Below are 19,965 nucleotides of genomic sequence, written 5' to 3'. Positions count from 1 at the left end.
GGACGCTGAGTGAGGAGAGAGACGATGAGCTGGTTGAATGCGCCCGACCCGGTTCCGGGGGATGCCGCGAGCTGCGACCCGATTGACACCATCATCATGCCACGCACCTCGGATCTCGGCGGATTTGAAGTGCGCCGCGCCCTGCCCTCGTCGCGGCGGCGCATGGTCGGGCCTTTCATCTTCTTCGACCAGATGGGCCCGGCAGAACTGCTGGTCGGCGGCGGCGTCGATGTCCGGCCGCATCCGCACATCGGCCTTGCCACGGTCACATATCTGTTTGACGGCGAGATCTACCACCGCGACAGCCTCGGCTCCGACCAGTTGATCACGCCGGGCGAGCTGAACTGGATGTCAGCCGGACGCGGCATTGTTCATTCGGAACGCGAACGACCGGAGCGAAAGCTGGCAACCCGCCCGTTGTTCGGCATCCAGAGCTGGGTTGCCCTGCCTTCCCATCTGGAGGAAACCAATCCGGACTTCGCCCACTATGGAACCGACCGGCTGCCATTGCTGAACGATCAGGGAGCAACGGTTCGCCTGATCGCAGGCTCGCTCTATGGCGAGACCTCGCCGGCCAGGACGGCGAGCGAACTGTTCTATGCCGATGTCTCGCTGGAAGCAGGTAGCCGCATCCCGCTCGACGCCAGCCACGAAGAGCGCGGGCTTTACACGGTAGGCGGCGAGATCGAGATCGCCGGTCAAACCTTTGGCCCGGCTCAGCTTCTGGTGTTCAAACCGGGCGACCGGCTCGAGATCCGGGCAAGCCCAAAAGGTCCGGCCCGCTTCATGCTGCTGGGCGGCGCGCCGATGGATGGCCGGCGCTACATCTGGTGGAACTTCGTGTCCTCGTCAAAGGAGCGGATCGAGCAGGCCAAGGAAGATTGGCGCCGGGGCCGCTTCGACATTGTCCCCGGTGACGAAAGCGAGTTCATTCCGCTGCCGGCGGAGTGACCAGCGCCGAGCCGTCCGTCGGTGCGGGCGGCTCGGAGCCATCCGGCGTGATGCCGACAAGGGGCGGATAGGCGGTCTCCAGCGGCGGAAGGCCGGCGTCCTCCTGTGCTGTCCGGTCCTCCCCCTCGGGCGGGAAGGCGACAAGTGGACGAAACTCGATCGGACCGAAAGCCGCCGGCTGACCGTTGCCCTCCGGAGCGGGACCCGGCTCGCCCGGGAGGACCTGCGGACGCGGGCTGGCGCCTTCGAACCGCGCCGGGCGGATGTGATCCGGCGGCGAGAACTCGATGATCACATTCAGCCTGTCGCGTGCTGCCGGATCCCCAGTGAGGTTTGGATCCTCTGGGGACACCCTGAAGCGTACGCCGCGCTCTGTGACGTCAATGCTGCGCATGTTTGAGATGGCGCGCAGCACGGGCGCTGGAAATTCCCAGGCGTAGCGCCGCGACAGGGAATCCAGAACCTGGCGTGCCAGCGCACGACCTTCCGAGGCCGTTGCGGGGTTGGCGGCATTGAGTTTCAGCCGCAGATAGTCCACCCGGTCCACCGTGCCGCGCATGAGGAAAAACAGTGTCGTGGGTTCCGAATTGCCATCCTCGGCACCGACCGGAACAAGTTCGGAACTGCATTGCCACCGGTCGGACTGAAACGGCGCGGCACTCCATCCCGTATTGGGAAGCCCCAGCAGCGCCAGCTCAATGCAAAGCTCCGTTGGCAACCCGACAAAACTCAGCTTGAGCGCAGCCGGCAGTTCCGGCTCCGGCGCAACCAACAGGGCCTGCACATCACCGGGAAGCGGCGCCAGAGGATCGTCAGGCAGTGCCAGCGGGGCATGAAGCTGAGCCGGTGCGAATGCAAAGCGCCAGTCGGTGTAGACACCCAAGGCAACAACAGCCGTTCCCAGAAGGATCAGAGGCGGCACACCCAACAAGACCAGCCGGCGAACATCCCAGCTGTGCTTGCGGCGGGGTGCAGGTTCCGGCTCGGGCGGAGCGGCATCCCCCCAGATCAGCTTGCGCTTGTCGGCGCGCATGGACGCGCGAAACCGGTCAAGCGGGCGATAGCGTCGCCGGATTTTCTGCGCCTCTTTCATGGACTCACAACTGCCGAACGAGGATCCCCGGGCCCGGGCCACAAGGCCTGCCCGGACTAACCCACGCGCGTGGTGACACGCAAGGCCGGCGGAATTGCGACGGGCAACGATTTGCGCTTCCCTTCCGCCTTGCAACCGATACACTCCTGTTAAAGTTGCGAGGGTGCAGGGTCCGGAGTGGGGAATGCTGGCAGCATTGCATGCGCGCGTCGAGAGCAAACGGGCCGAGCTGGTCGCACTGACGCAGGATCTGGTGCGCATCCCCACGATTAACCCTCCCGGCGAAGATTACACGCCCTGCGCGCAACTGGTCGGCGAGAGACTGCGCCGGCGTGGCTTCGAGATCGCCTATATCCGCGCCGAGAACACGCCCGGCGACAGCGACCGCCATCCGCGCACGAATGTGATCGCCCGGCGCGCCGGTGCAAGGCCCGGCCCTTGCGTGCATTTCAACTCCCATATCGACGTGGTCGAAGCCGGACATGGCTGGACGGTGGAACCGTTCGGCGGACTGGTCCGCGACGGCAAGGTCTATGGCCGTGGCACCTGCGACATGAAGGGCGGTCTTGCCGCATCGATCATCGCTGTCGAAGCGCTGCTGGAAATCTGGCCGGATTTCAACGGCGTACTGGAAATTTCCGGCACCGTGGACGAGGAATCCGGTGGCCTTGGCGGGGTCGCGCATCTGGCGCGGATGGGGTTGTTTTCAAAGCCACGCGTCGACCACGTGATCATCCCCGAGCCGCTCAACAAGGACCGGATCTGCCTCGGGCACCGCGGCGTCTGGTGGGCGGAAATCGAGACGCATGGCTCCATCGCGCATGGATCGATGCCCTTCCTCGGCGATTGTGCCGTGCGCCACATGGGGGCGGTGATGGACGCCTTCGAGCATGACCTCTACCCGATGCTGGCCGCCAAGCACACATCGATGCCGGTGGTACCAGAGGGCGCGCGTTCCTCAACGCTCAACATCAACTCGATCCACGGCGGACAACCGGAAGGCTTCGACGGTCTGCCGTCCCCCTGCGTGCCCGACAGCTGCCGCATGATCATCGACCGGCGCTTCCTGATCGAGGAACATCTGGACGAGGTCAAGGGCGAGGTCGTGTCGATCCTCGACAAGCTGAGCGCCACCCGCCGGGGCTTCAAATATTCACTGAAAGACATCCTCGAAGTCATTCCGACAATGACCGACCGCCAGGCACCGGTGGTGCGGGCGGTTGCCGAGGCCATCGAAATGGTGCTCGACCGGCCTGCCGATTATGTGATTTCGCCCGGCAGTTACGACCAGAAGCATATTGCCCGCATCGGGCATCTGCATGACTGTATCGCCTATGGGCCAGGCATCCTGGATCTGGCGCACCGGCCTGACGAGTTCGTGGTGATCGAAGACATGGTGGACAGCGCCAAGGTGATGGCACAGGCCGCGCATGCATTGCTGTCGGGACACGGCTGAACGCCGGACCGGCCAAAGAGGGGAGAGTGACATGAGGCATTCCAGAGGAACAAGTCTGCGTGCGCTGGCGCTCGCCAGCCTGTCCGTGGTGGCGCTGCTGGGCGCTGCTCCGGTGGAAGCGGCCAAGACCAGCGTGACACTTGGCGTGCGGCTGGAGCCGCCGCATCTGGACCCGACCGCCGGCGCGGCCGCAGCCATCGACGAAGTGGTTTTCATCAACCTGTTCGAAGGATTGACCCAAGTCGACCGGGACGGCACGGTGAAGCCGGTTCTGGCGGAAAGCTGGACAATCTCGGACGACGGCAAGACCTATACATTCAGGCTTCGCGATGGCGTGAAATTCCATGACGGCACGGATTTCAATGCCGAAGACGTGAAGTTCTCGCTTGAACGCGGCAAAGCTGCTGACAGCGCCAATGCGCAGAAGGCCAAATTCGAACAGATCGAAACCGTCGAGGTGGTCAGCCCGACCGAAGTGAAGGTCACGCTGAAGCAGCCGGTCGGGGATTTCCTGACCTTCCTTGGCACCGGCGATGCGGTAATTGTCGCCCCGGAAAGCGCGGCGGACAACAAGGCCAAGCCGGTCGGCACCGGCCCCTTCCGCTTTGGCCAGTGGGTGCAGGGCGACAAGGTCGAGCTGACCCGCAGCGCTGACTACTGGGGCACGCCGGTCAAGCTGGAAACCGCCACCTTCAAGATCATCGCCGACAACGCGGCTGCGTTCTCCTCGATGATGGCGGGTGACGTGGACGGCTTCCCGATCTTCAACGCGCCGGAAAACCTGCCGCAATTCGCCGCCGACCCGCGCTTTTCCGTGGTGGTCGGGACGACGGAAGGCGAGACCATCCTGTCGACCAACAATGCCCGTGAGCCCTTCTCAAACCTCAAGGTGCGCCAGGCCATCGCGCATGCGATTGATCGCAAGGCGCTGATCGACGGAGCCATGTTCGGCTACGGCACACCCATCGGCTCGCATTTTGCGCCGCATCATCCGGCCTACAAGGACCTGACCGGCACCTACCCTTATGACCTTGAGAAGGCCAAGGCACTGATGGCCGAGGCTGGACTTGCCGATGGCTTCAAAGCGACCCTGAAACTGCCGCCTCCGGTCTATGCCCGTCGCGGCGGCGAGATCCTTGCCTCCGACCTCAAGAAGATCGGCATCGAACTGGAGCTGATCCCGCTCGAATGGGCGCAGTGGCTGGAGCAGGTGTTCAAGGGCAAGGACTATGACCTGACCATCGTCTCGCACACGGAAGCGAATGACATCAATATCTATGCCCGGGATGACTACTACTTCAACTACCAGAACCCAGACCTGAAGGCACTGATGGCAAAACTGGATGCGACCAGTGATCCTGAAGCGCGCAACGCGCTGTATGGCGAGGCGCAGGAGATCATCGCCAAGGATGCCGTCAACGGATATCTGTTCCAGCTCGCCAAGACAGGCGTTTGGGATGCCAAGCTGAAGGGCCTGTGGGAACACGCACCCGTTCAGGCGAATGACCTGACGGGGGTTTACTGGGAAGATTGAGACCTCTTGAAAACGATCAGCGCCTTGCCAGGCCGTTGCAGGCCGGCGCGGCGCTGATCGCGGGACAGGCATTCAGGTCCGGGGCGGGATCAAGGATGCGGGAATTGTGGGGAGAGGCATGAACAACCGGACTTGCGTTCGGGCGAGACGGTGGAGGGAGGGGCCATGCTCGGCTTCCTGATCCGCCGGTTTCTCAGCCTGGGACTGACGCTGCTGCTGGCCGCACTGGTTGTGTTTGTCGTGCTCGAGGTGCTGCCCGGAGATCCGGCCCGGCTGATGCTCGGGCTGGAGGCCCGCGAGGACACGGTCCAGGCCCTGCGGGAGCAGATGGGGCTGAACCGGCCGGTCATCGAACGCTTCTTCGCCTGGCTCGGCGGGCTTGCGACCGGGGACCTCGGGATCAGCTATACCTATTCGGTGCCGGTGGCTGATCTGGTGGCCGCCCGGCTGCCGGTCACGCTGCCGCTCGCCGTGCTGGCCCTGGCGCTGGCCGTCGCGCTTGCCCTGCCTGCCGGCGTATGGGCCGCCAGCCGGCGCGGACAGCCGGCAGACACCGGCTTGATGGCCCTGACGCAGGTCGGCATCGCCATTCCGAACTTCTGGTTCGCAATGCTGCTTGTCTTCGTCTTTGCCGTCACGCTGCGGCTGGTGCCCTCCGGCGGCTTTCCCGGCTGGCAGGCCGGGATCGGCCCTGCTCTGACCGCCCTCATCCTGCCAGCCATCGCCCTGGCCTTGCCACAAGCTGCCATCCTGACGCGGGTGATGCGCTCGGCGCTGATCGACACGCTCAGCGAGGATTACATCCGCACCGCCCGGGCCAAGGGGCTCAGCCAGCAGGCCGCGCTCTGGGGCCATGCGCTGCGCAATGCGCTGATCCCGGTGCTGACCATCCTCGGCCTGCAGTTTGCCTTTCTCATCACCGGCACGATCATCATCGAGAATGTCTTCTACCTGCCAGGCATCGGCCGGCTGATCTTCCAGGCGATTACCCAGCGCGACCTGATCGTTGTGAAAAGCGTTGTCGTGCTGCTGGTCGGACTGGTGATCCTGGTGACATTCGTCGTTGATATCGCCTATGCGCTGGTCGATCCCAGGCTGAGGAGACGGTCATGAAACGGGCGCCGGCTTCCTTCTTCATCGGTGCAGCGATCACGCTGGTGGTGCTTCTGGCGGCCGGCCTGTCGCTGGTCTGGACGCCGCATCCGATTGACACGCTGACCGTTTCGGCCCGGCTGCAGGGGTCAAGCGCCACCTATCTCCTCGGCACCGATGCCTTCGGGCGTGATCTCCTGTCGATGCTAATGGTCGGGGCGCGGACCTCCATCGCCGTGGCGCTGGTGGCGGTCGGGATCGGGATCGGGATCGGCCTGCCGCTCGGGTTGCTGGCGGCGCGGCGAGGCGGGATAGTCGATGAAGCCGTGATGCGGTTCAATGACCTCGTCTTCGCCTTCCCTGCCCTTCTGTCAGCGGTTCTGATCACGGCGCTTATGGGACCCGGCGCATTCAATGCGATCCTGGCCATCGGTATCTTCAACATCCCCGTCTTTGCGCGGGTTGCCCGTGGCGCAGCGCTGGCCTTGTCCTCGCGCGAGTATCTGATGGCGGCGCGGGTCGCCGGCAAGGGCGAGGTGCGCGTGACGCTCGAACATGTGCTGCCCAACATCGCCAGCCTGCTGATCGTCCAGGCCACGATCCAGTTCTCGCTCGGCATCCTGGCAGAGGCGGGCTTGTCCTATGTGGGACTGGGCGCGCAGCCGCCGCTGACCAGCTGGGGGCGGATGCTGAACGAGGCGCAGACCATGATGGCCTTTGCGCCGCAGCTGGCGCTCTATCCGGGCCTTGCGATTGTCGTGACCGTGATCGGACTGAACCTGCTTGGGGACGGGCTGCGCGACATGACCGACCCGAAGCTGCGCCGGAGGCTGGCATGACGGCGCTCCTGGACCTCGACCGGATCACCCTGTCGATTGGCGCAACGCCGATCCTGAAGGACCTGTCGCTGACGATTGGGGCCGGGGAAGTGCTGGGGCTGGTCGGGGAGAGCGGATCGGGCAAGTCCCTGACGGCGCTGTCGATCCTGCGCCTCCTGCCGCACGGGGCTAGGCTGTCCGGCGCAATCCGCCTCGAGGGCCGCGATCTTCTGCCCCTGAGCGAAGCCGAAATGTGTGGCATTCGCGGCAATGCCATCTCGATGGTGTTCCAGGAGCCGATGACCGCGCTCAATCCGGTGAAGACCATCGGTGCGCAAGTTGCCGAATGCCTGATCGTCCATGGCAAGGAAAGCCGGGGGACGGCCGAACGGGAGGCGATGCATCTTCTCGAACGTGTCGGCCTTGCCAATGACAGGGTATCGCCGCAGCGTTTCCCGCACGAACTTTCCGGCGGACAGCGACAGCGTGTCGTCATCGCCATGGCGATTGCCTGCCGGCCCAAGCTCCTCATCGCCGATGAGCCGACGACCGCACTGGACGTGACCATCCAGTCGCAGATCCTCGCGCTTCTGAAGGACATCGTGCGCCAGGATGGCCTGTCGCTGCTGCTGATCAGTCATGATCTCGCCGTCGTTGCCGATATGGCCGACCGGGTGATGATCCTCAAGGACGGCGCCGAGGTGGAGAGCGGCCCGACAACGGAGTTGTTCAGCAACTTCAAAACCCCCTATGCACGGGCCTTGCTGGTTGCCTCGGCGCATGTCCCGCAACGGCTTGCACAACGGGCACGGCCGCAGCCGCCCGAGCCCTTGCTCGAAGTCCGGCGGCTCAGCGTCGATTATCCGCTCTCCGGACAGGGCTTCCTTGCGCACTTGACGGGAAAGCGCGGCACGCTCCGCGCCGTGTCGGACGTCAGCTTTGCGGTGGGCGCGGGGGAAAGCGTCGGGCTCGTGGGGGAATCCGGCTGCGGCAAGTCGACATTGGCGCGGACGATCCTCGGGCTCCAGGCACCCAGCAGCGGATCCATCAGCCTCGACGGCGCGGATCCGCATGGCTTGCGCGGGCAGGAACTCCGCGATTTGCGCCGCAAGGTGCAGGTGGTGTTCCAGGACCCTTATGGCAGTTTCGATCCGCGCCAGACGGTCGCCAGAGCAGTGGCCGAGCCGCTGCATCTGCTGCCGGAACTGAGTTCAATTGAGAAGCGTCAGCGGGTCAGCGAAGCTCTGGTCTCGGTCGGCCTGACCCCCAGGGACGGAGAGAAATACCCGCATGAATTCTCCGGCGGCCAGCGCCAGAGAATCGCCATCGCCCGGGCTCTGGTGACACGGCCCCGGCTCATTGTCGCCGATGAGCCTGTCTCGGCACTGGATGTGTCCATCCGGGCGCAGATCCTCGATCTTTTTGCCAGCCTGCAGGACCAGTTGGGGCTGAGCTATCTCTTCATCTCGCATGATCTCAGCGTCGTTCGGGCCATCACTGACCGGGTGCTGGTGATGAATGCGGGCGAGGTTGTCGAACATGGCGAAACGGCGAGCGTGTTCGATCACCCGCAACACCCCTACACGCGCCTGCTGGTTGCCTCTGCGCCGAAGCTTGAAGCGGTGCTGGACGCGCGGATGGAGCGGGAGGAGACAGAAGCCTGATGCCGACAGCATCCCACACCGCTGGTCAGGCTCATGGCAGACCAGTGGCGGGCGATGCGGACCGACTTCAACGAACCGGCTTGACCAAGCGCATGCGCCAGGTGACGCCCTTCTTGTCGGAGACAAGGCGGTAGTCATCAAGGACGACCCAGCGGCTGGTGTCGTCGGTGGCGTCCCACAGGCGGGCGATCAGCTTGTTGGCACCAGACTCCGGGCGCTTCGGCGAGTACATCGACAGGGCGATGACGCCATCCTCGGCCAGCCAGGGGATGTAGCGGGCGACAACGGCACCCGGATCCTCGGCGAAGTGCAGCACCTCGTTGAAGACAATGGCATTGAACTGTTCGTCCGCAGCCGGCTCGAAGGTATGCATGTCGCCCGCGCGTAGCGAGGCGATGGACGGGTCGACATCGGCGATGTCCAGCGCCTTGGGGGCGAGGTCGACGCCGACGTAATGCTTGAGGCCGAGCGGGGCGAGACGCTCATAGAGCAGACCCTCGCCGCAGCCGATGTCGAGCACCTTGTCAAAGGCGCGGTTCAGCATCAGCCACATGCCGATGATGCCATAGCGACCACTTTCGGGGAGATCGCGCAGGAAGGCCCAGCGGCCGGCTGCGTATTCCTCGTCCCATCCCTCGGCGGTGCTTGCGTTCTTCGACATGACTTTCTCCATGGCCCGACGGGCCCAATGCAACTGGTTCTGCGGTCTCACTTATAGGGATCGGCCGCATCGCGCAAACCGTCGCCAAGGAAATTGAACGCCAGCACGACAATGATGATGGGGAGGACCGGGGCCATCAGCCACGGGTAGACAGTCACCACCGAGATGTTCTGCGCCTCGTTCAACATCACGCCCCACGACACCGACGGACGCCGCAGGCCGAGATTGAGGAAGGACAGGGCCGTCTCACCAAGGATCATGCCCGGGATCGACAAGGTGGCAGAGGCGATGATGTGGCTGGTGAAGCCCGGCAACAGATGCTTGGATATGACGCGGGACGGCTTTGCCCCCATCAGCATGGCAGCCTGCGCGTATTCTTCCTCCCGCAGCGACAGGAGCTTGGATCGCACGGCACGGGCAAGACCCGGCCAGTCGAGCAGTCCGAGGATGACGGTGATGCCGAAATAGATCCAGACCGGGTTCCACGTGACCGGCAAGGCCGCCGAGAGCGCCATCCAGAGCGGCAGTTCAGGCAGCGAGCGCATGATCTCGATCAGCCGTTGGATCAGGCTGTCGACGATCCCGCCGAAATAACCCGCAATGCCGCCGAAGAACAGGCCGAGCAGGATCGAAATGGCAACACCGACCAGGCCGACAGTGAGGGATAGCCGGGCCCCGTAGATCAGGCCCGAGAACTGGTCACGTCCAAGCCGGTCTGTGCCGAGGAGGTAGAACGAGCCCCCCTTGGGCGGGCAGACCAGGTGGAAATCGGCCTTGAACAGTCCCCAGAACTCGTATTTGTCCCCGGAGCAGAAGAACCGCAGCGGCATCGGCTTGCTGCGATCCTGCTGATAGGTCCACTGCAGCGTGTTCATGTCGATCTTCGCCTTCATCGGATAGACGAACGGCGTGTGCAGCGAACCCTCATGGAACAGATGCACGCCCTGGGGCGGGGCAAAGAGGAACTTGGAATCGCGACTGTTGGCCTCATAGGGCGCAATCACCTCTGCGAAGGGAACACAGAGATAGAACAAGATCAGAACCACTGCAGACCAAACGGCAACACGATGGCGGCGGAACTTCCACCACATGATCTTCCATTGCGAAGCCTGGAAATAGCGCTCCTGGTCGGCCGTCAACTCGCGGGTCACGTGCGGATTGAACGGCGTCGGATCGACGTAATGTTCCGGCGTTTCGCCGGGATGCTGCGGATTGGTCATGTCGCAGCCCTCCCGCCGAGACGGATCCGCGGATCCAGGATCGCCAGCAGGATGTCGGAGATCAGCATTCCGACCAGCGTCAGAACCGCGACGAACAGCAGGATGAAGCCCGCCAGAAACTGATCCTGCGCCTGCAGGGCATTGAGAAGAACCGGACCGACAGTTGGCAGGTTAAGCACCACCGACACGATCACCGAGCCGGACACCATCGACGGGATCAGGTTGCCGATGTCCGAAATGAACGGGTTGAGCGCCATGCGCAGCGGATATTTCATCAGCAGTCGCCCTTCGGACAGGCCCTTGGCCCGCGCCGTCGTGACATATTGCTTGTGCAATTCGTCAAGAAGATTGGCCCGCAAGCGCCGGATCATCGCCGCCGTTCCGGACGTTCCGATGACGATTGTCGGCACGATGAGATGGGCGAGCACGGACATCACCTTGTCGACGCTCCAGGGCTGATCGATGTACTGCGATGCCATCAGACCGCCCACCGACAACCCGAACCACTTGTTGAAGAAATAGAGCAGGATCAGGCCAAGCAGGAAGTTGGGTGTGGCAAGACCGATATACCCGAGGAACGTGAAGCCGTAGTCGCCCCAGGAATATTGCCGCGTGGCCGAATAGATGCCGATCGGGAACGAGACGATATAGACGAAGAGGATGGTCGCCGCATTGAGCACAATCGTCAGCGGCAAGGTCGGGCCGACCACCGCCTGCACCGGCTTGTCGAACTCGAACGACCAGCCCCAGTTGCCCTGGATCAGCCCGTCAAACCCATGCGGCCCGGGCCATAGCCCGATCCAGATCAGGAACCGCTCGAAGAATGGCCGGTCGAGCGCGAATTCGGCGCGCAAAAACTCCAGCTTGGCGATGGAGGACGCCTCGCCGGTCGAGCGCAGCACGGCGATCTGGTTGGAGATGTAGTCTCCCGTCGGCAGCTCGATAATGAAGAAAATGAGAAAGCTGATCACAAGCAGCGTCGGGATCATCGTCAGGATCCGGCGCAGGATGTAAATAAGCATTGCGTCCCCCAAGGGTCAGAGGTGACGGGCAAGCCCGCCACCCTGGCCTAGTTACTTTGCGGCGCTGGAAAGCCAGAACTCATCCATGCGATGAATACCGAATTGCGCACCCGGGTCCCAGCCGTAGATGGCTTCGTCCGGCACGTTCTCGAGACCCTTGACCACGACAGGCTGCGGCACTTCGGACACGAGACCGATGTGGATCGTCTCGTCGGCATGGATCTGCAGGATCTCCTGCCAGATGCTCTCACGCGCGGACGTATCAGCGGCGGTAAACCAGCCCTGGTAGAGCTCGCTCAGACGCGCAGCTGGAGCCCAGTCGGGTTTCTCACCACCCTTGCCGGCGGTCTCCAGGTAATCCCCCCAGGTCGGCCAGGTCAGTTGATCGCCGCGCGCCGGGACATAATCCGTGGGCGGCATGTCGGCGGTCGGGATGCCATTCTCGAAGCCGGTGCTGACGGACATCACCAGTTCGCCGGCCATGGCCCGGTCGCGGATGACATCCCGCTGACTTGGCTTGGAGAACAGCTTGACGCCGATCTCCTTCCAGGTTTCGGCCACCAGTTCCAGCGCGTCGACTTCGGTCTGGCTCTCGCCATTGGTCTCGACGATGATCTCCAGCGGGCGCCCGTCCGGCAGCAGGCGGATGCCATCGCCACGGCGGGTGGTCAGACCGATCTCATCCAGAAGCGCATTGGCCTGCTCGACGTCGAACCCGGCCCACTCGGTCTTGTACTCTTCCTTGAACAGCGGGCTCATGCTGAGCACCGTGTCATTGCCGGCCTGGCCGAGCCCGAAGTAGAGGACGTTGTTGATCATGTCGCGGTCGATGCCGAGCGACAGGGCGTGGCGGAAGCGGGTGTCGCGCAGCAGTTCGCGCCAGACCGGATCCTTCACGGTCAGGTTCGGCAGCAGCGAGATTTCCGAGCCCTTGGAATTGGGCCACAACAGCGTGCGGTAGCCGTGCTGGGCCTCGCCCTGCTTCAGCACCGTAATGTCGGAAAAGGACAGGTTGCGGGCCTGAAGCTCGGCTTCTCCAGCCTGGGTCTTGGCGGGGATCAGCTTGCCGTCCGCGACGGTCATGACCACCCGGTCGACATAGGGCAGTTGCTGACCCTGAGGATCAATGCGGTGATAGAACGGATTGCGCACCAGGACAAAGCGCTGGTCGCTGTCGGCCGTGCGCCGGATCCAGGGCTGCAGCGACGGCAGATCCGGGTTCATCGCGTTGTACATGTCGTCGAGCTTGTTGTGCAGCGGCGCCCAGCCGCGCACCTTCTGCGCCTCGACGCCCTTGGCGATGACAGCCGCGTCCCCGTATTTGGCGTGGAACTGCTTCAGGTAATGCGCCGGCCGGTAGATGAACGGCGGCCGCGACAGGGCCAGTTCCGCCAGGAACAGCGGGTTCGGCTGCTCCCAGCTGTAGCGCACGGTGGTCTCATCGATGACGTCGAACATCGGGCCCTTGCCCCCGGCCAACAGGAAGGGCGGCAGGCCAGAAGGGGTCAGATCCGGGTCAGAAACCACATCCTCGAAGAAATAGCGGAAGTCCTCGGCGGTGAAAGGCGCGCCGTCAGACCACTTGTGTCCCTTGCGCAGCGAAAGTGTGAAGATCCGGCCCTCTTCAACCGTCACATTCTTGAGAAGGTCAGGGACCAGCTCCAGCTTGCTGTTGTAGCCAACGAGGCGGGCATAGCCCCAGACGTTGATCAGGCGCACATCACGGGCGCGGCCGATCAAGGTGTTGATCGTGCCGCCGACGTTGCCGACCTTGCGGCCTTGTGCCTCAAGGTCAACGATGAGCGGATCTGCCGGCACCCGCTCCGCCACCGGCGGCAGTCCAGTGAAGCCGAGCGCCTCAAGGCCGGGCGTCTCCTTGAGGTCCAACGCGAGTGCCTGGGCGCCGAACAGTCCGGCGAAGACCAGTGCCGGAAGGCCCAAAGCCATCCTGAGTTTCATGCAGCAGTCTCCCGTTCGGCACCGGCGAGGCCGGGCGCACAGACAAAATGATTGGGTTCAAGTTCGACAAGCGCCGGCTCTATGCCCTCGCCAAGACGGAAGGGCTCCGGCCAGGACGAGGGGTCCGAGGCGCGCTGCGCTCCGAGCGCACTGAAATCAAGCGGGGCGTCCAGATCCGGCTCCGGAACGGCGGCCAGCAGGGCCTTCGTATAGGGATGCAACGGATTGGCGATGACCGCACGCGTTTCACCCAGTTCAACCAGTCGCCCTCGGCACATCACGGCAACACGGTCGGCGATGTAGTCCACGACGGCCAGATTATGGCTGACGAAGAGATAGGTCAGTCCGAGATCGCGCTTCAGGTCCTGCAGCAGGTTGAGGATCTGCGCCTGCACCGACACATCCAGCGCCGACGTCGGCTCGTCGCAAAGGATGAACTCCGGATTGAGCGCCAATGCCCGGGCAATACCAATGCGCTGCCGCTGGCCGCCGGAGAAGGAATGCGGATAGCGACGCAGGTAGCGCGCATCAAGCCCAACCAGGCGCATCAGCTCGCGCACCCGTTCGGCACGCTCTGCCGGTGTGCCGATATTGTGGATGAGCAAGGGCTCCGCGAGAATCTCGTTCACGGTCATGCGCGGATTGAGCGAGGAAAACGGATCCTGGAAAATGAACTGCGCCTTGCGGCGGAAGTCCATCAGGTCCGTGCCCTGCAGCTTTGCAATGTCACAGCCGATCTTGCCGCCGTTGTAGTGGATGCTGCCACCGCAAATCGGGATGGCGCGCAGGATCGCCTTGGCCAGGGTCGTCTTGCCGGAACCGGACTCCCCAACGAGCCCAAGACACTCCCCCTTGCGGATGGTCAGATTGACGCGGTCCAGCGCTGTCATACTGCGGGCCTTGCCGCCAAACAGGCTGCCCTTGCGGATGGAAAACCGCTTTGAGACGTCGCGGACCTCAACAAGAGGCTCGCCAGGCGCCAGCGCCGGAGCCTCGGCGGCCGGGCGGCGGATATTTGCCGTATCGACAGCAATCGGCCGGATCGGAACCAGCCGCTCCGACTTGTCCATGGCAAACCGCGGCACGGCACTCAGCAGCGCCTTCAGATAGTCGTGCTGCGGATTTTCAAACAGCGCCCGAGCCGTGCCCTTTTCCATGATGCGGCCGTGGTAGATCACCACAACTTCGTCCGCCATGTTGGCAACGACACCGAAGTCATGAGTGATCATCAGGACTGACATCTCAAGCTCGGACTGTACATCCTTGATAAGCTTCAGGATCTCTGCCTGGATCGTGACATCGAGCGCCGTCGTCGGCTCGTCTGCGATCAGGAGGGCCGGGCGGCAAATCAACGCCATGGCAATCATCGCGCGCTGACGCAAGCCACCGGAGAGTTCAAAGGCGAAATTGTCGAGGGCACGCGCAGGGTCGGGAAACTGCACCAGGCGCAGCATCTCGCGGGTCAGCTCACGCGCCTCGCCCGGACCGACGCCACGATGCAGGCGCGCGGCCTCGCCAATCTGGTCGCCGATGGTGTGCAATGGCGACAGCGAGGTCATCGGTTCCTGGAAAATGATTGCCACCTTGTTGCCGCGCAGGTGACGCATGCGCTGGCCCTTGCGGTCCAGTTGGGCGATATCGACAGGGGCTTCGACACGAGTCGGGTCAGACAGGACCACCTCGCCGGCAGCAATACGCGCGGCAGAGGGCAGAAGCCCCATGATGGTCTGCGATACCACGGTCTTGCCGGATCCAGACTCGCCCACCAAGGCGACGGTCCGGTTCTGGGGAACGACAAAAGACACGTTATCGACGGCGCGGGTAACGCCTTCATCCGTGTGAAAATCGACTGTCAGACCATTGATCGATAAAACATTCACTCTTCGTCCCTCCCCCAAGAGACTGTTGGTGAAACAGGCAATAGCGTGACCAGAGGCCACCTTACAACAACCAATACCAGACCGGCCCGATGCCGGACAGGTTAAATGGCGGTTGTGTGATCGCTATCACACTGGTTCAGGGGGGAGAAAATGCCTATTCCGCAGCGACTTGGCCGCCGACGGCCCGCAACAGGTCAGGGTCGCCGTCCGCATCGAGCTTCCAAACCTCGACATCTCCTGTGCGGCCGCGCAAACGGTGCGTCCCGACCGGGGCGCAGGCGCAGCCGGGTGGCAGGCGGTTGATGGTGTCCTCGCTGGCCAGGATCACCACCTCATCCAATGGCGCAACCTCGCGGCCGAGCGACTGCAGCCGCTCGCAGACATTCACCGCATCGCCGACGATGGTATAGTTCCAGCGGTCCAGCGCACCGACATTGCCCACCACGACTGCCCCGGAATGCAGTCCGATCCGCAGATGCATCGCCGGGCGTCCGGCAGCGATCTGCTGCTGGTTCCAGGCTTTCACGGCATGACTGATCCGTTGTGATGTCCGCACCGCCGCGACAGCGTGGTCGGCGCGGGCGTCCGGCGCCCCCCAGAAGGCGAGCATGCCATCGCCGATGAACTTGTCGACCGTGCCGCCCTCGCTCTCGACGGCCTCCACCAGAAGCGCAAAATGCTCGTTGAGGAGTTCGGCCGTCTCTGCAGCCGACATGTGTTCCGAAACGGCCGTGAACCCAACGATGTCGCTGAACAGCATGGTGAGTTCCGCCTCCCGCGCCATGGCGGCACGGTCGATGCCGAGGCGCATCAGCTTGCGGAACAGGGATCGCGGCACATAGGTGTTCATCGCCTTGAGACCAATGACCATGGCATTGAAGGCCAGCGCCACTTGGTCAACTTCCTTCACCCGGCTGCGCGGCAGCGGTGTCACATCATCCAGCGCCAGACGTCCGACATGCTCGGCCTGTTCGGCAATGTCGCGCAAAGGCCGGGACACCCGTCGGCCCAGCCAGATCGCCAGCAAGACGGCAACCACCATGGCGCCAAATCCGACCACCGCAGAGCCCGACAGACGCCGGATTTCCCGCGAAACGGATGTGCCGCGAAAATACTGGCCGATGATCCAGGGCGTCGCACTGTAGCCCGTGATCGGCACACGCATCAGGATGAATTCCTCACCACTCGCCTCAATGCCCAGCACCTCGATGCCGAGATCAGCCGCCTTCTGGAACGTCGAAAAATGTGCGCCGGTCGGGATGCCTGACAGTACCGGATCGCCGAACTCAGCAACAGACGAAGGCACCTGCCTGTCCGGGGATCCACCTGTGAGCAAGAGATGCTGGTCCGAATGGACAATCAGTTCGCCCTCGCCGGTGATGATGAATGTGGTCGCGTCAGGCCCCTCGTCGAGGGCGCGAACGGCGTCGCCAAGGCTCGTCATCGAGGTTGCAGCCGTCAGATAGGCAACCGGATCCCCACGCCGCAAGATCGGCACGGTGACGTTGGCGAAGACGCCGGACTCATTGCTGACCAGCGGGCCCCAAACCGGCCGCGAACTGGGCATTGTCTCGGGCATGGCATGCTGAATACCGCCTGGCACCTCAGATGCCCGCTTGAAAGGCCAGAGCTTGCCGTTCGGCGCCTTGTAGACGCCATAGGTCTCACCACCGGCGTCAGTTATCAGAAGCACGGTAATGCGGGAATTCGCGGCCAGCGCAGCCGAGAGGTCGGCAAGCACGCTGTCCTTGTTGCCAAGGTCAATCTGCCCTTCATCGAACAAGACCTTCAGCGCAACAACAGCCTCTTCCATCTGGTCGAGATAGCCGCGCACCTGCCGCTCCATGCTCTGGATAATCAGGATTGCCTTGTCATTCAGCAGCGAAAACGTGTTCTGGATGTTCGCCTGGACCATCATGAACAGGACCAGCGATACAGCAACGCCAACCAAGAGGCCGAAGCCGAGGCTGACAATCCGCGTCAGGGGAACCTGCCGGAGCCATGGAAAACGCAGGCGTGCCGCCATCCTCTTGCTTGTCCTCTCTTGCAGTCCTGGCAACCGGACCGCAAATCGGTCAGGTCAATGAGGGATGTCCCGATTTGGCCGGCAAAGCAACCATACTGCTTGTAACAGGCTGTCGTTGCGGCATTCTAAAGCCCAAGTCCTGAACGGATCTCGTCACCATCCTCGTCGAGCCGCGGCGCGGCGCGCTCAAGCACCAACCCGGCATTGCGAAAGCGGATCGGTGTCCGCACGGAAGGCACCTCACCTTTCGCAACCCTGTCAGCCGGCAGGGCAATCTTCATCTCCCTGTGGCGGACTTGGGGATCCTCGAACACATCCGCAATGGTGTTGATTGGACCAGCCGGTACGCCCACACATTCCAGCCGGGCCAAAAGGTCGTCCCGGGTCATGGTCAACGTCAGAGCAGCGAGTTTCGGGACGAGCGCCTCGCGTGCGGCTACCCGCGCGCTGTTGGTAGCGAAAGCAGGGTCGTTTGCCAGTTCCGGGCATCCCAACACGCCGCACAGGCGCTGGAACTGGCCGTCATTGCCGCAGGCAATGATCAGATGACCGTCGGATGTTGCGAAAACCTGGTAGGGTACGATGTTGGGATGCGCATTTCCCATGCGACGCGGCGCCTTGCCGGAGATGAAGTAATTCTCGGCCTGGTTTGCCAGGACACCGACCTGCGCATCGAGAAGGGCCATGTCGATGTGCTCGCCCTCCCCGGTCATGTCGCGGCGGCGAAGAGCCGCCAGAATGCCGATGACGCTGTAGACGCCTGTGAAAATATCCGCCACCGCGACGCCAACCTTCTGCGGCTCGCCATCGGCGGCGCCGGTCAGATCCATGTAGCCACCAAGCCCCTGGATCATGAAGTCATAGCCCGCACGGTGCGCGTAAGGCCCATCCTGGCCAAAGCCGGTAATCGAGCAATAGATCAGCTTCGGATTGATCGCCTTCAGGTTGTCGTAATCGAGGCTATATTTCGCCAGACCGCCGACCTTGAAATTCTCGATCAGGATATCGGCATCAGCGGCGAGACGGCGAACAAGGTCCTGGCCCTCGGCTGTCGTGAAGTCGACGGCGATTGACCGCTTGCCGCGGTTGCAGGCATGAAAATAGGCTGCATCCGGCTTGCCCCCATCTGACGGCTCGACAAACGGAGGCCCCCAGGTCCGCGTGTCGTCGCCCTGCGGACTTTCGACCTTGATCACCTCGGCGCCGAGATCCGCCAGGGTCTGACCCGCCCAGGGGCCCGCAAGGATACGGGCAAGTTCAAGCACCTTGATGCCTTCAAGGGGTGCACGCACGGACTGCTCCTTCGCGATTCACGTCAGGTTGCCAGCTTGGACAGCCGTTGCGATAGCTCTCCGGATGCAGCTGCGCAATCAAAACCGACAGCTGCAGCCTGCACGTTCAGGCTTGCCCGCGAACAACCCGCCCTGCTAGGGCTATACCCCGTCCCATCCTGTTCTCTTTTCCATTTCGGATTGCCTCGCCATGTTCAAGAAGCCAACCCTGACCGAGGACATCCGCGCCTTTGTCGAACGGACAACCGAGTACCTGTTCGACAACCGGATCCGTCTCACGCGAGATACCGGACAGCCCAACATCAATCCGATGTGGGCCAAGACAAAAGACATCGAGTTCCTGCACTACAATATCAAGAACATGGGCTACGCCCTCGCCCGCAAGCTGGCCGCTGACCTGCCGGTGCGAACCGGCCTGACCGTCCATCATGTCGGACTGGAGAGCAAGGCATCGACCCAGTTGGACCTTGAATCGGACTGGGCAGCCTATTGGGCCGGGCGGCTGCAGATCCCGATCTTCTTCCATCGCAAACTCTGGGAATTCGTCTATGTCCTGCAGGCCCTGCACGAGCATGGCATGATCCAGCCCGGCAAGCGCGGCCTTGGATTTGGCTGCGGCGAGGAACCAATCCCCTCGCTGCTGGCAAGCGAAGCTGTCGATGTGCTGGTGACCGATCTTCCGCCGGACAATGAAGCGGCCAAGGTGTGGTCAAAGACCAACGAATATGCGGCGAGTATCGAGAAGGCCTTCCGCGCAGAACTGGTCTCCCGGGAGGCATTCGACCGGCATATCAGCCTGCGCTATGTCGACATGAACACCATTCCGGATGACCTTGCCGACTTCGACTTCACCTGGTCGATCTGTGCACTGGAGCACCTGGGCAGCCTCAGGCACGGGCTTGACTTCATCGAGAATTCCCTGAAGCCGCTGCGGGCGGGCGGGATCGCTGTCCATACCACCGAGTTCAACTTCATGAACGACGGCGAGACCCTGGACAACTGGGTCACCGTTCTCTACCAGCGCAAGCACTTCGAGGAACTGGCCGCGCATCTGAGCGCAAAGGGTCACAAGGTGCGCCCTTTGAATTTTGACATTGGCAAAGCGCCGATGGACCAGTTCATCGACATTCCGCCTTACGTGAACGACTGGCCGGCGATCCTCACCCAGTGCTGGACCGATGGCGCGCCGCACATGAAATTGTCCATCGACGGATTTGCCTCCACCTGCTTCGGCCTGATCATCGAAAAGGCCGCGTGACGGGCGAGGCCGGTCTGGCTAAACCGCAGCATACCGACG

15 protein-coding genes are annotated in these 19,965 nt (G+C 63.0%); 7 read left to right on the top strand and 8 right to left on the bottom strand.

What is annotated here, in order from left to right; genetic code table 11:
- Positions 1-24 precede the first annotated feature (24 nt).
- Positions 25-951 carry a pirin family protein gene (locus ACTIFE_RS13465; protein WP_439529673.1) on the top strand — a complete coding sequence of 309 codons (927 nt, stop codon included), beginning with the start codon at positions 25-27 and terminating at the stop codon, positions 949-951.
- Here ACTIFE_RS13465 and ACTIFE_RS13460 read toward each other — a convergent pair.
- The gene (locus tag ACTIFE_RS13460; RefSeq protein ID WP_439529672.1) at positions 929-2,044 is read right to left on the bottom strand and encodes a DUF6030 family protein; all 1,116 of its coding nucleotides are present in this window, start codon (positions 2,042-2,044) and stop codon (positions 929-931) included. The two genes, ACTIFE_RS13465 and ACTIFE_RS13460, sit on opposite strands and share 23 nt — an antisense overlap.
- Before the next feature lie 184 nt (positions 2,045-2,228).
- Here ACTIFE_RS13460 and ACTIFE_RS13455 point away from each other — a divergent pair, with 184 nt between their 5' ends.
- The 5 genes from ACTIFE_RS13455 to ACTIFE_RS13435 all read left to right on the top strand — a co-directional run bounded on the left by ACTIFE_RS13455 (position 2,229) and on the right by ACTIFE_RS13435 (position 8,608).
- Positions 2,229-3,500, top strand: coding sequence for an acetylornithine deacetylase/succinyl-diaminopimelate desuccinylase family protein (locus tag ACTIFE_RS13455; RefSeq protein WP_439529671.1), 1,272 nt, complete (start codon positions 2,229-2,231; stop codon positions 3,498-3,500).
- 31 nt (positions 3,501-3,531) lie between these two features.
- Positions 3,532-5,034, top strand: coding sequence for an ABC transporter substrate-binding protein (locus ACTIFE_RS13450; RefSeq protein WP_439529670.1), 1,503 nt, complete (start codon positions 3,532-3,534; stop codon positions 5,032-5,034).
- 165 nt (positions 5,035-5,199) lie between these two features.
- The gene (locus ACTIFE_RS13445) at positions 5,200-6,147 is read left to right on the top strand and encodes an ABC transporter permease (RefSeq protein ID WP_439529669.1); all 948 of its coding nucleotides are present in this window, start codon (positions 5,200-5,202) and stop codon (positions 6,145-6,147) included.
- Positions 6,144-6,965, top strand: coding sequence for an ABC transporter permease (locus ACTIFE_RS13440; RefSeq protein ID WP_439529668.1), 822 nt, complete (start codon positions 6,144-6,146; stop codon positions 6,963-6,965). The genes ACTIFE_RS13445 and ACTIFE_RS13440 overlap by 4 nt, the downstream gene beginning before the upstream one ends.
- Complete coding sequence (locus tag ACTIFE_RS13435) at positions 6,962-8,608, top strand: ABC transporter ATP-binding protein (protein ID WP_439529667.1); 1,647 nt, start codon at positions 6,962-6,964, stop codon at positions 8,606-8,608. The genes ACTIFE_RS13440 and ACTIFE_RS13435 overlap by 4 nt, the downstream gene beginning before the upstream one ends.
- Positions 8,609-8,675: 67 nt before the next feature.
- On the opposite strand, the gene ACTIFE_RS13430 is transcribed toward ACTIFE_RS13435, so the two are convergent.
- The 7 genes from ACTIFE_RS13430 to ACTIFE_RS13400 form a co-directional block, all read right to left on the bottom strand.
- Entirely contained in the window at positions 8,676-9,269 is a 594-nt protein-coding gene (locus ACTIFE_RS13430) for a class I SAM-dependent methyltransferase (protein ID WP_439529666.1), read from the bottom strand.
- 47 nt (positions 9,270-9,316) lie between these two features.
- Positions 9,317-10,489 carry an ABC transporter permease gene (locus ACTIFE_RS13425; protein WP_439529665.1) on the bottom strand — a complete coding sequence of 391 codons (1,173 nt, stop codon included), beginning with the start codon at positions 10,487-10,489 and terminating at the stop codon, positions 9,317-9,319.
- A complete protein-coding gene (locus ACTIFE_RS13420) occupies positions 10,486-11,511 on the bottom strand; it encodes an ABC transporter permease (protein ID WP_439529664.1) in 1,026 nt (341 codons plus the stop codon). Before ACTIFE_RS13420 ends, ACTIFE_RS13425 begins: the two co-directional genes overlap by 4 nt.
- 51 nt (positions 11,512-11,562) lie before the next feature.
- Complete coding sequence (locus ACTIFE_RS13415; protein WP_439529663.1) at positions 11,563-13,470, bottom strand: ABC transporter substrate-binding protein; 1,908 nt, start codon at positions 13,468-13,470, stop codon at positions 11,563-11,565.
- Positions 13,467-15,350 (bottom strand): ABC transporter ATP-binding protein, encoded by a 1,884-nt coding sequence (locus ACTIFE_RS13410; RefSeq protein ID WP_439529662.1) that lies wholly within the window; start codon positions 15,348-15,350, stop codon positions 13,467-13,469. Before ACTIFE_RS13410 ends, ACTIFE_RS13415 begins: the two co-directional genes overlap by 4 nt.
- 154 nt (positions 15,351-15,504) lie before the next feature.
- Entirely contained in the window at positions 15,505-17,376 is a 1,872-nt protein-coding gene (locus ACTIFE_RS13405; protein WP_439529661.1) for an adenylate/guanylate cyclase domain-containing protein, read from the bottom strand.
- Between the two features lie 125 nt (positions 17,377-17,501).
- Positions 17,502-18,668 carry a CaiB/BaiF CoA transferase family protein gene (locus ACTIFE_RS13400; RefSeq protein WP_439529660.1) on the bottom strand — a complete coding sequence of 389 codons (1,167 nt, stop codon included), beginning with the start codon at positions 18,666-18,668 and terminating at the stop codon, positions 17,502-17,504.
- A gap of 190 nt (positions 18,669-18,858) precedes the next feature.
- Between ACTIFE_RS13400 and ACTIFE_RS13395 the strand changes: the two genes are divergently transcribed.
- Complete coding sequence (locus ACTIFE_RS13395) at positions 18,859-19,926, top strand: hypothetical protein (protein ID WP_439529659.1); 1,068 nt, start codon at positions 18,859-18,861, stop codon at positions 19,924-19,926.
- Positions 19,927-19,965 lie beyond the last annotated feature (39 nt).

The sequence above is a fragment of the Pannonibacter sp. genome (assembly GCF_051860505.1).
In the GTDB taxonomy this organism is placed as follows: Bacteria; Pseudomonadota; Alphaproteobacteria; order Rhizobiales; family Stappiaceae; genus Pannonibacter.
The sequence above is the reverse complement of the archived record's forward strand: the minus strand, read 5'-3'. Positions and strand labels throughout refer to the sequence as shown.

What these genes read in the sequence shown, in the direction of transcription:
- ACTIFE_RS13465 (WP_439529673.1), top strand. Translation starts at nt 25, where the DNA reads ATGAGCTGGTTGAATGCGCCCGACCCGGTTCCGGGGGATGCCGCGAGC.
- ACTIFE_RS13460 (WP_439529672.1), bottom strand. Translation starts at nt 2,044, where the DNA reads ATGAAAGAGGCGCAGAAAATCCGGCGACGCTATCGCCCGCTTGACCGG.
- ACTIFE_RS13455 (WP_439529671.1), top strand. Translation starts at nt 2,229, where the DNA reads ATGCTGGCAGCATTGCATGCGCGCGTCGAGAGCAAACGGGCCGAGCTG.
- ACTIFE_RS13450 (WP_439529670.1), top strand. Translation starts at nt 3,532, where the DNA reads ATGAGGCATTCCAGAGGAACAAGTCTGCGTGCGCTGGCGCTCGCCAGC.
- ACTIFE_RS13445 (WP_439529669.1), top strand. Translation starts at nt 5,200, where the DNA reads ATGCTCGGCTTCCTGATCCGCCGGTTTCTCAGCCTGGGACTGACGCTG.
- ACTIFE_RS13440 (WP_439529668.1), top strand. Translation starts at nt 6,144, where the DNA reads ATGAAACGGGCGCCGGCTTCCTTCTTCATCGGTGCAGCGATCACGCTG.
- ACTIFE_RS13435 (WP_439529667.1), top strand. Translation starts at nt 6,962, where the DNA reads ATGACGGCGCTCCTGGACCTCGACCGGATCACCCTGTCGATTGGCGCA.
- ACTIFE_RS13430 (WP_439529666.1), bottom strand. Translation starts at nt 9,269, where the DNA reads ATGTCGAAGAACGCAAGCACCGCCGAGGGATGGGACGAGGAATACGCA.
- ACTIFE_RS13425 (WP_439529665.1), bottom strand. Translation starts at nt 10,489, where the DNA reads ATGACCAATCCGCAGCATCCCGGCGAAACGCCGGAACATTACGTCGAT.
- ACTIFE_RS13420 (WP_439529664.1), bottom strand. Translation starts at nt 11,511, where the DNA reads ATGCTTATTTACATCCTGCGCCGGATCCTGACGATGATCCCGACGCTG.
- ACTIFE_RS13415 (WP_439529663.1), bottom strand. Translation starts at nt 13,470, where the DNA reads ATGAAACTCAGGATGGCTTTGGGCCTTCCGGCACTGGTCTTCGCCGGA.
- ACTIFE_RS13405 (WP_439529661.1), bottom strand. Translation starts at nt 17,376, where the DNA reads ATGGCGGCACGCCTGCGTTTTCCATGGCTCCGGCAGGTTCCCCTGACG.
- ACTIFE_RS13395 (WP_439529659.1), top strand. Translation starts at nt 18,859, where the DNA reads ATGTTCAAGAAGCCAACCCTGACCGAGGACATCCGCGCCTTTGTCGAA.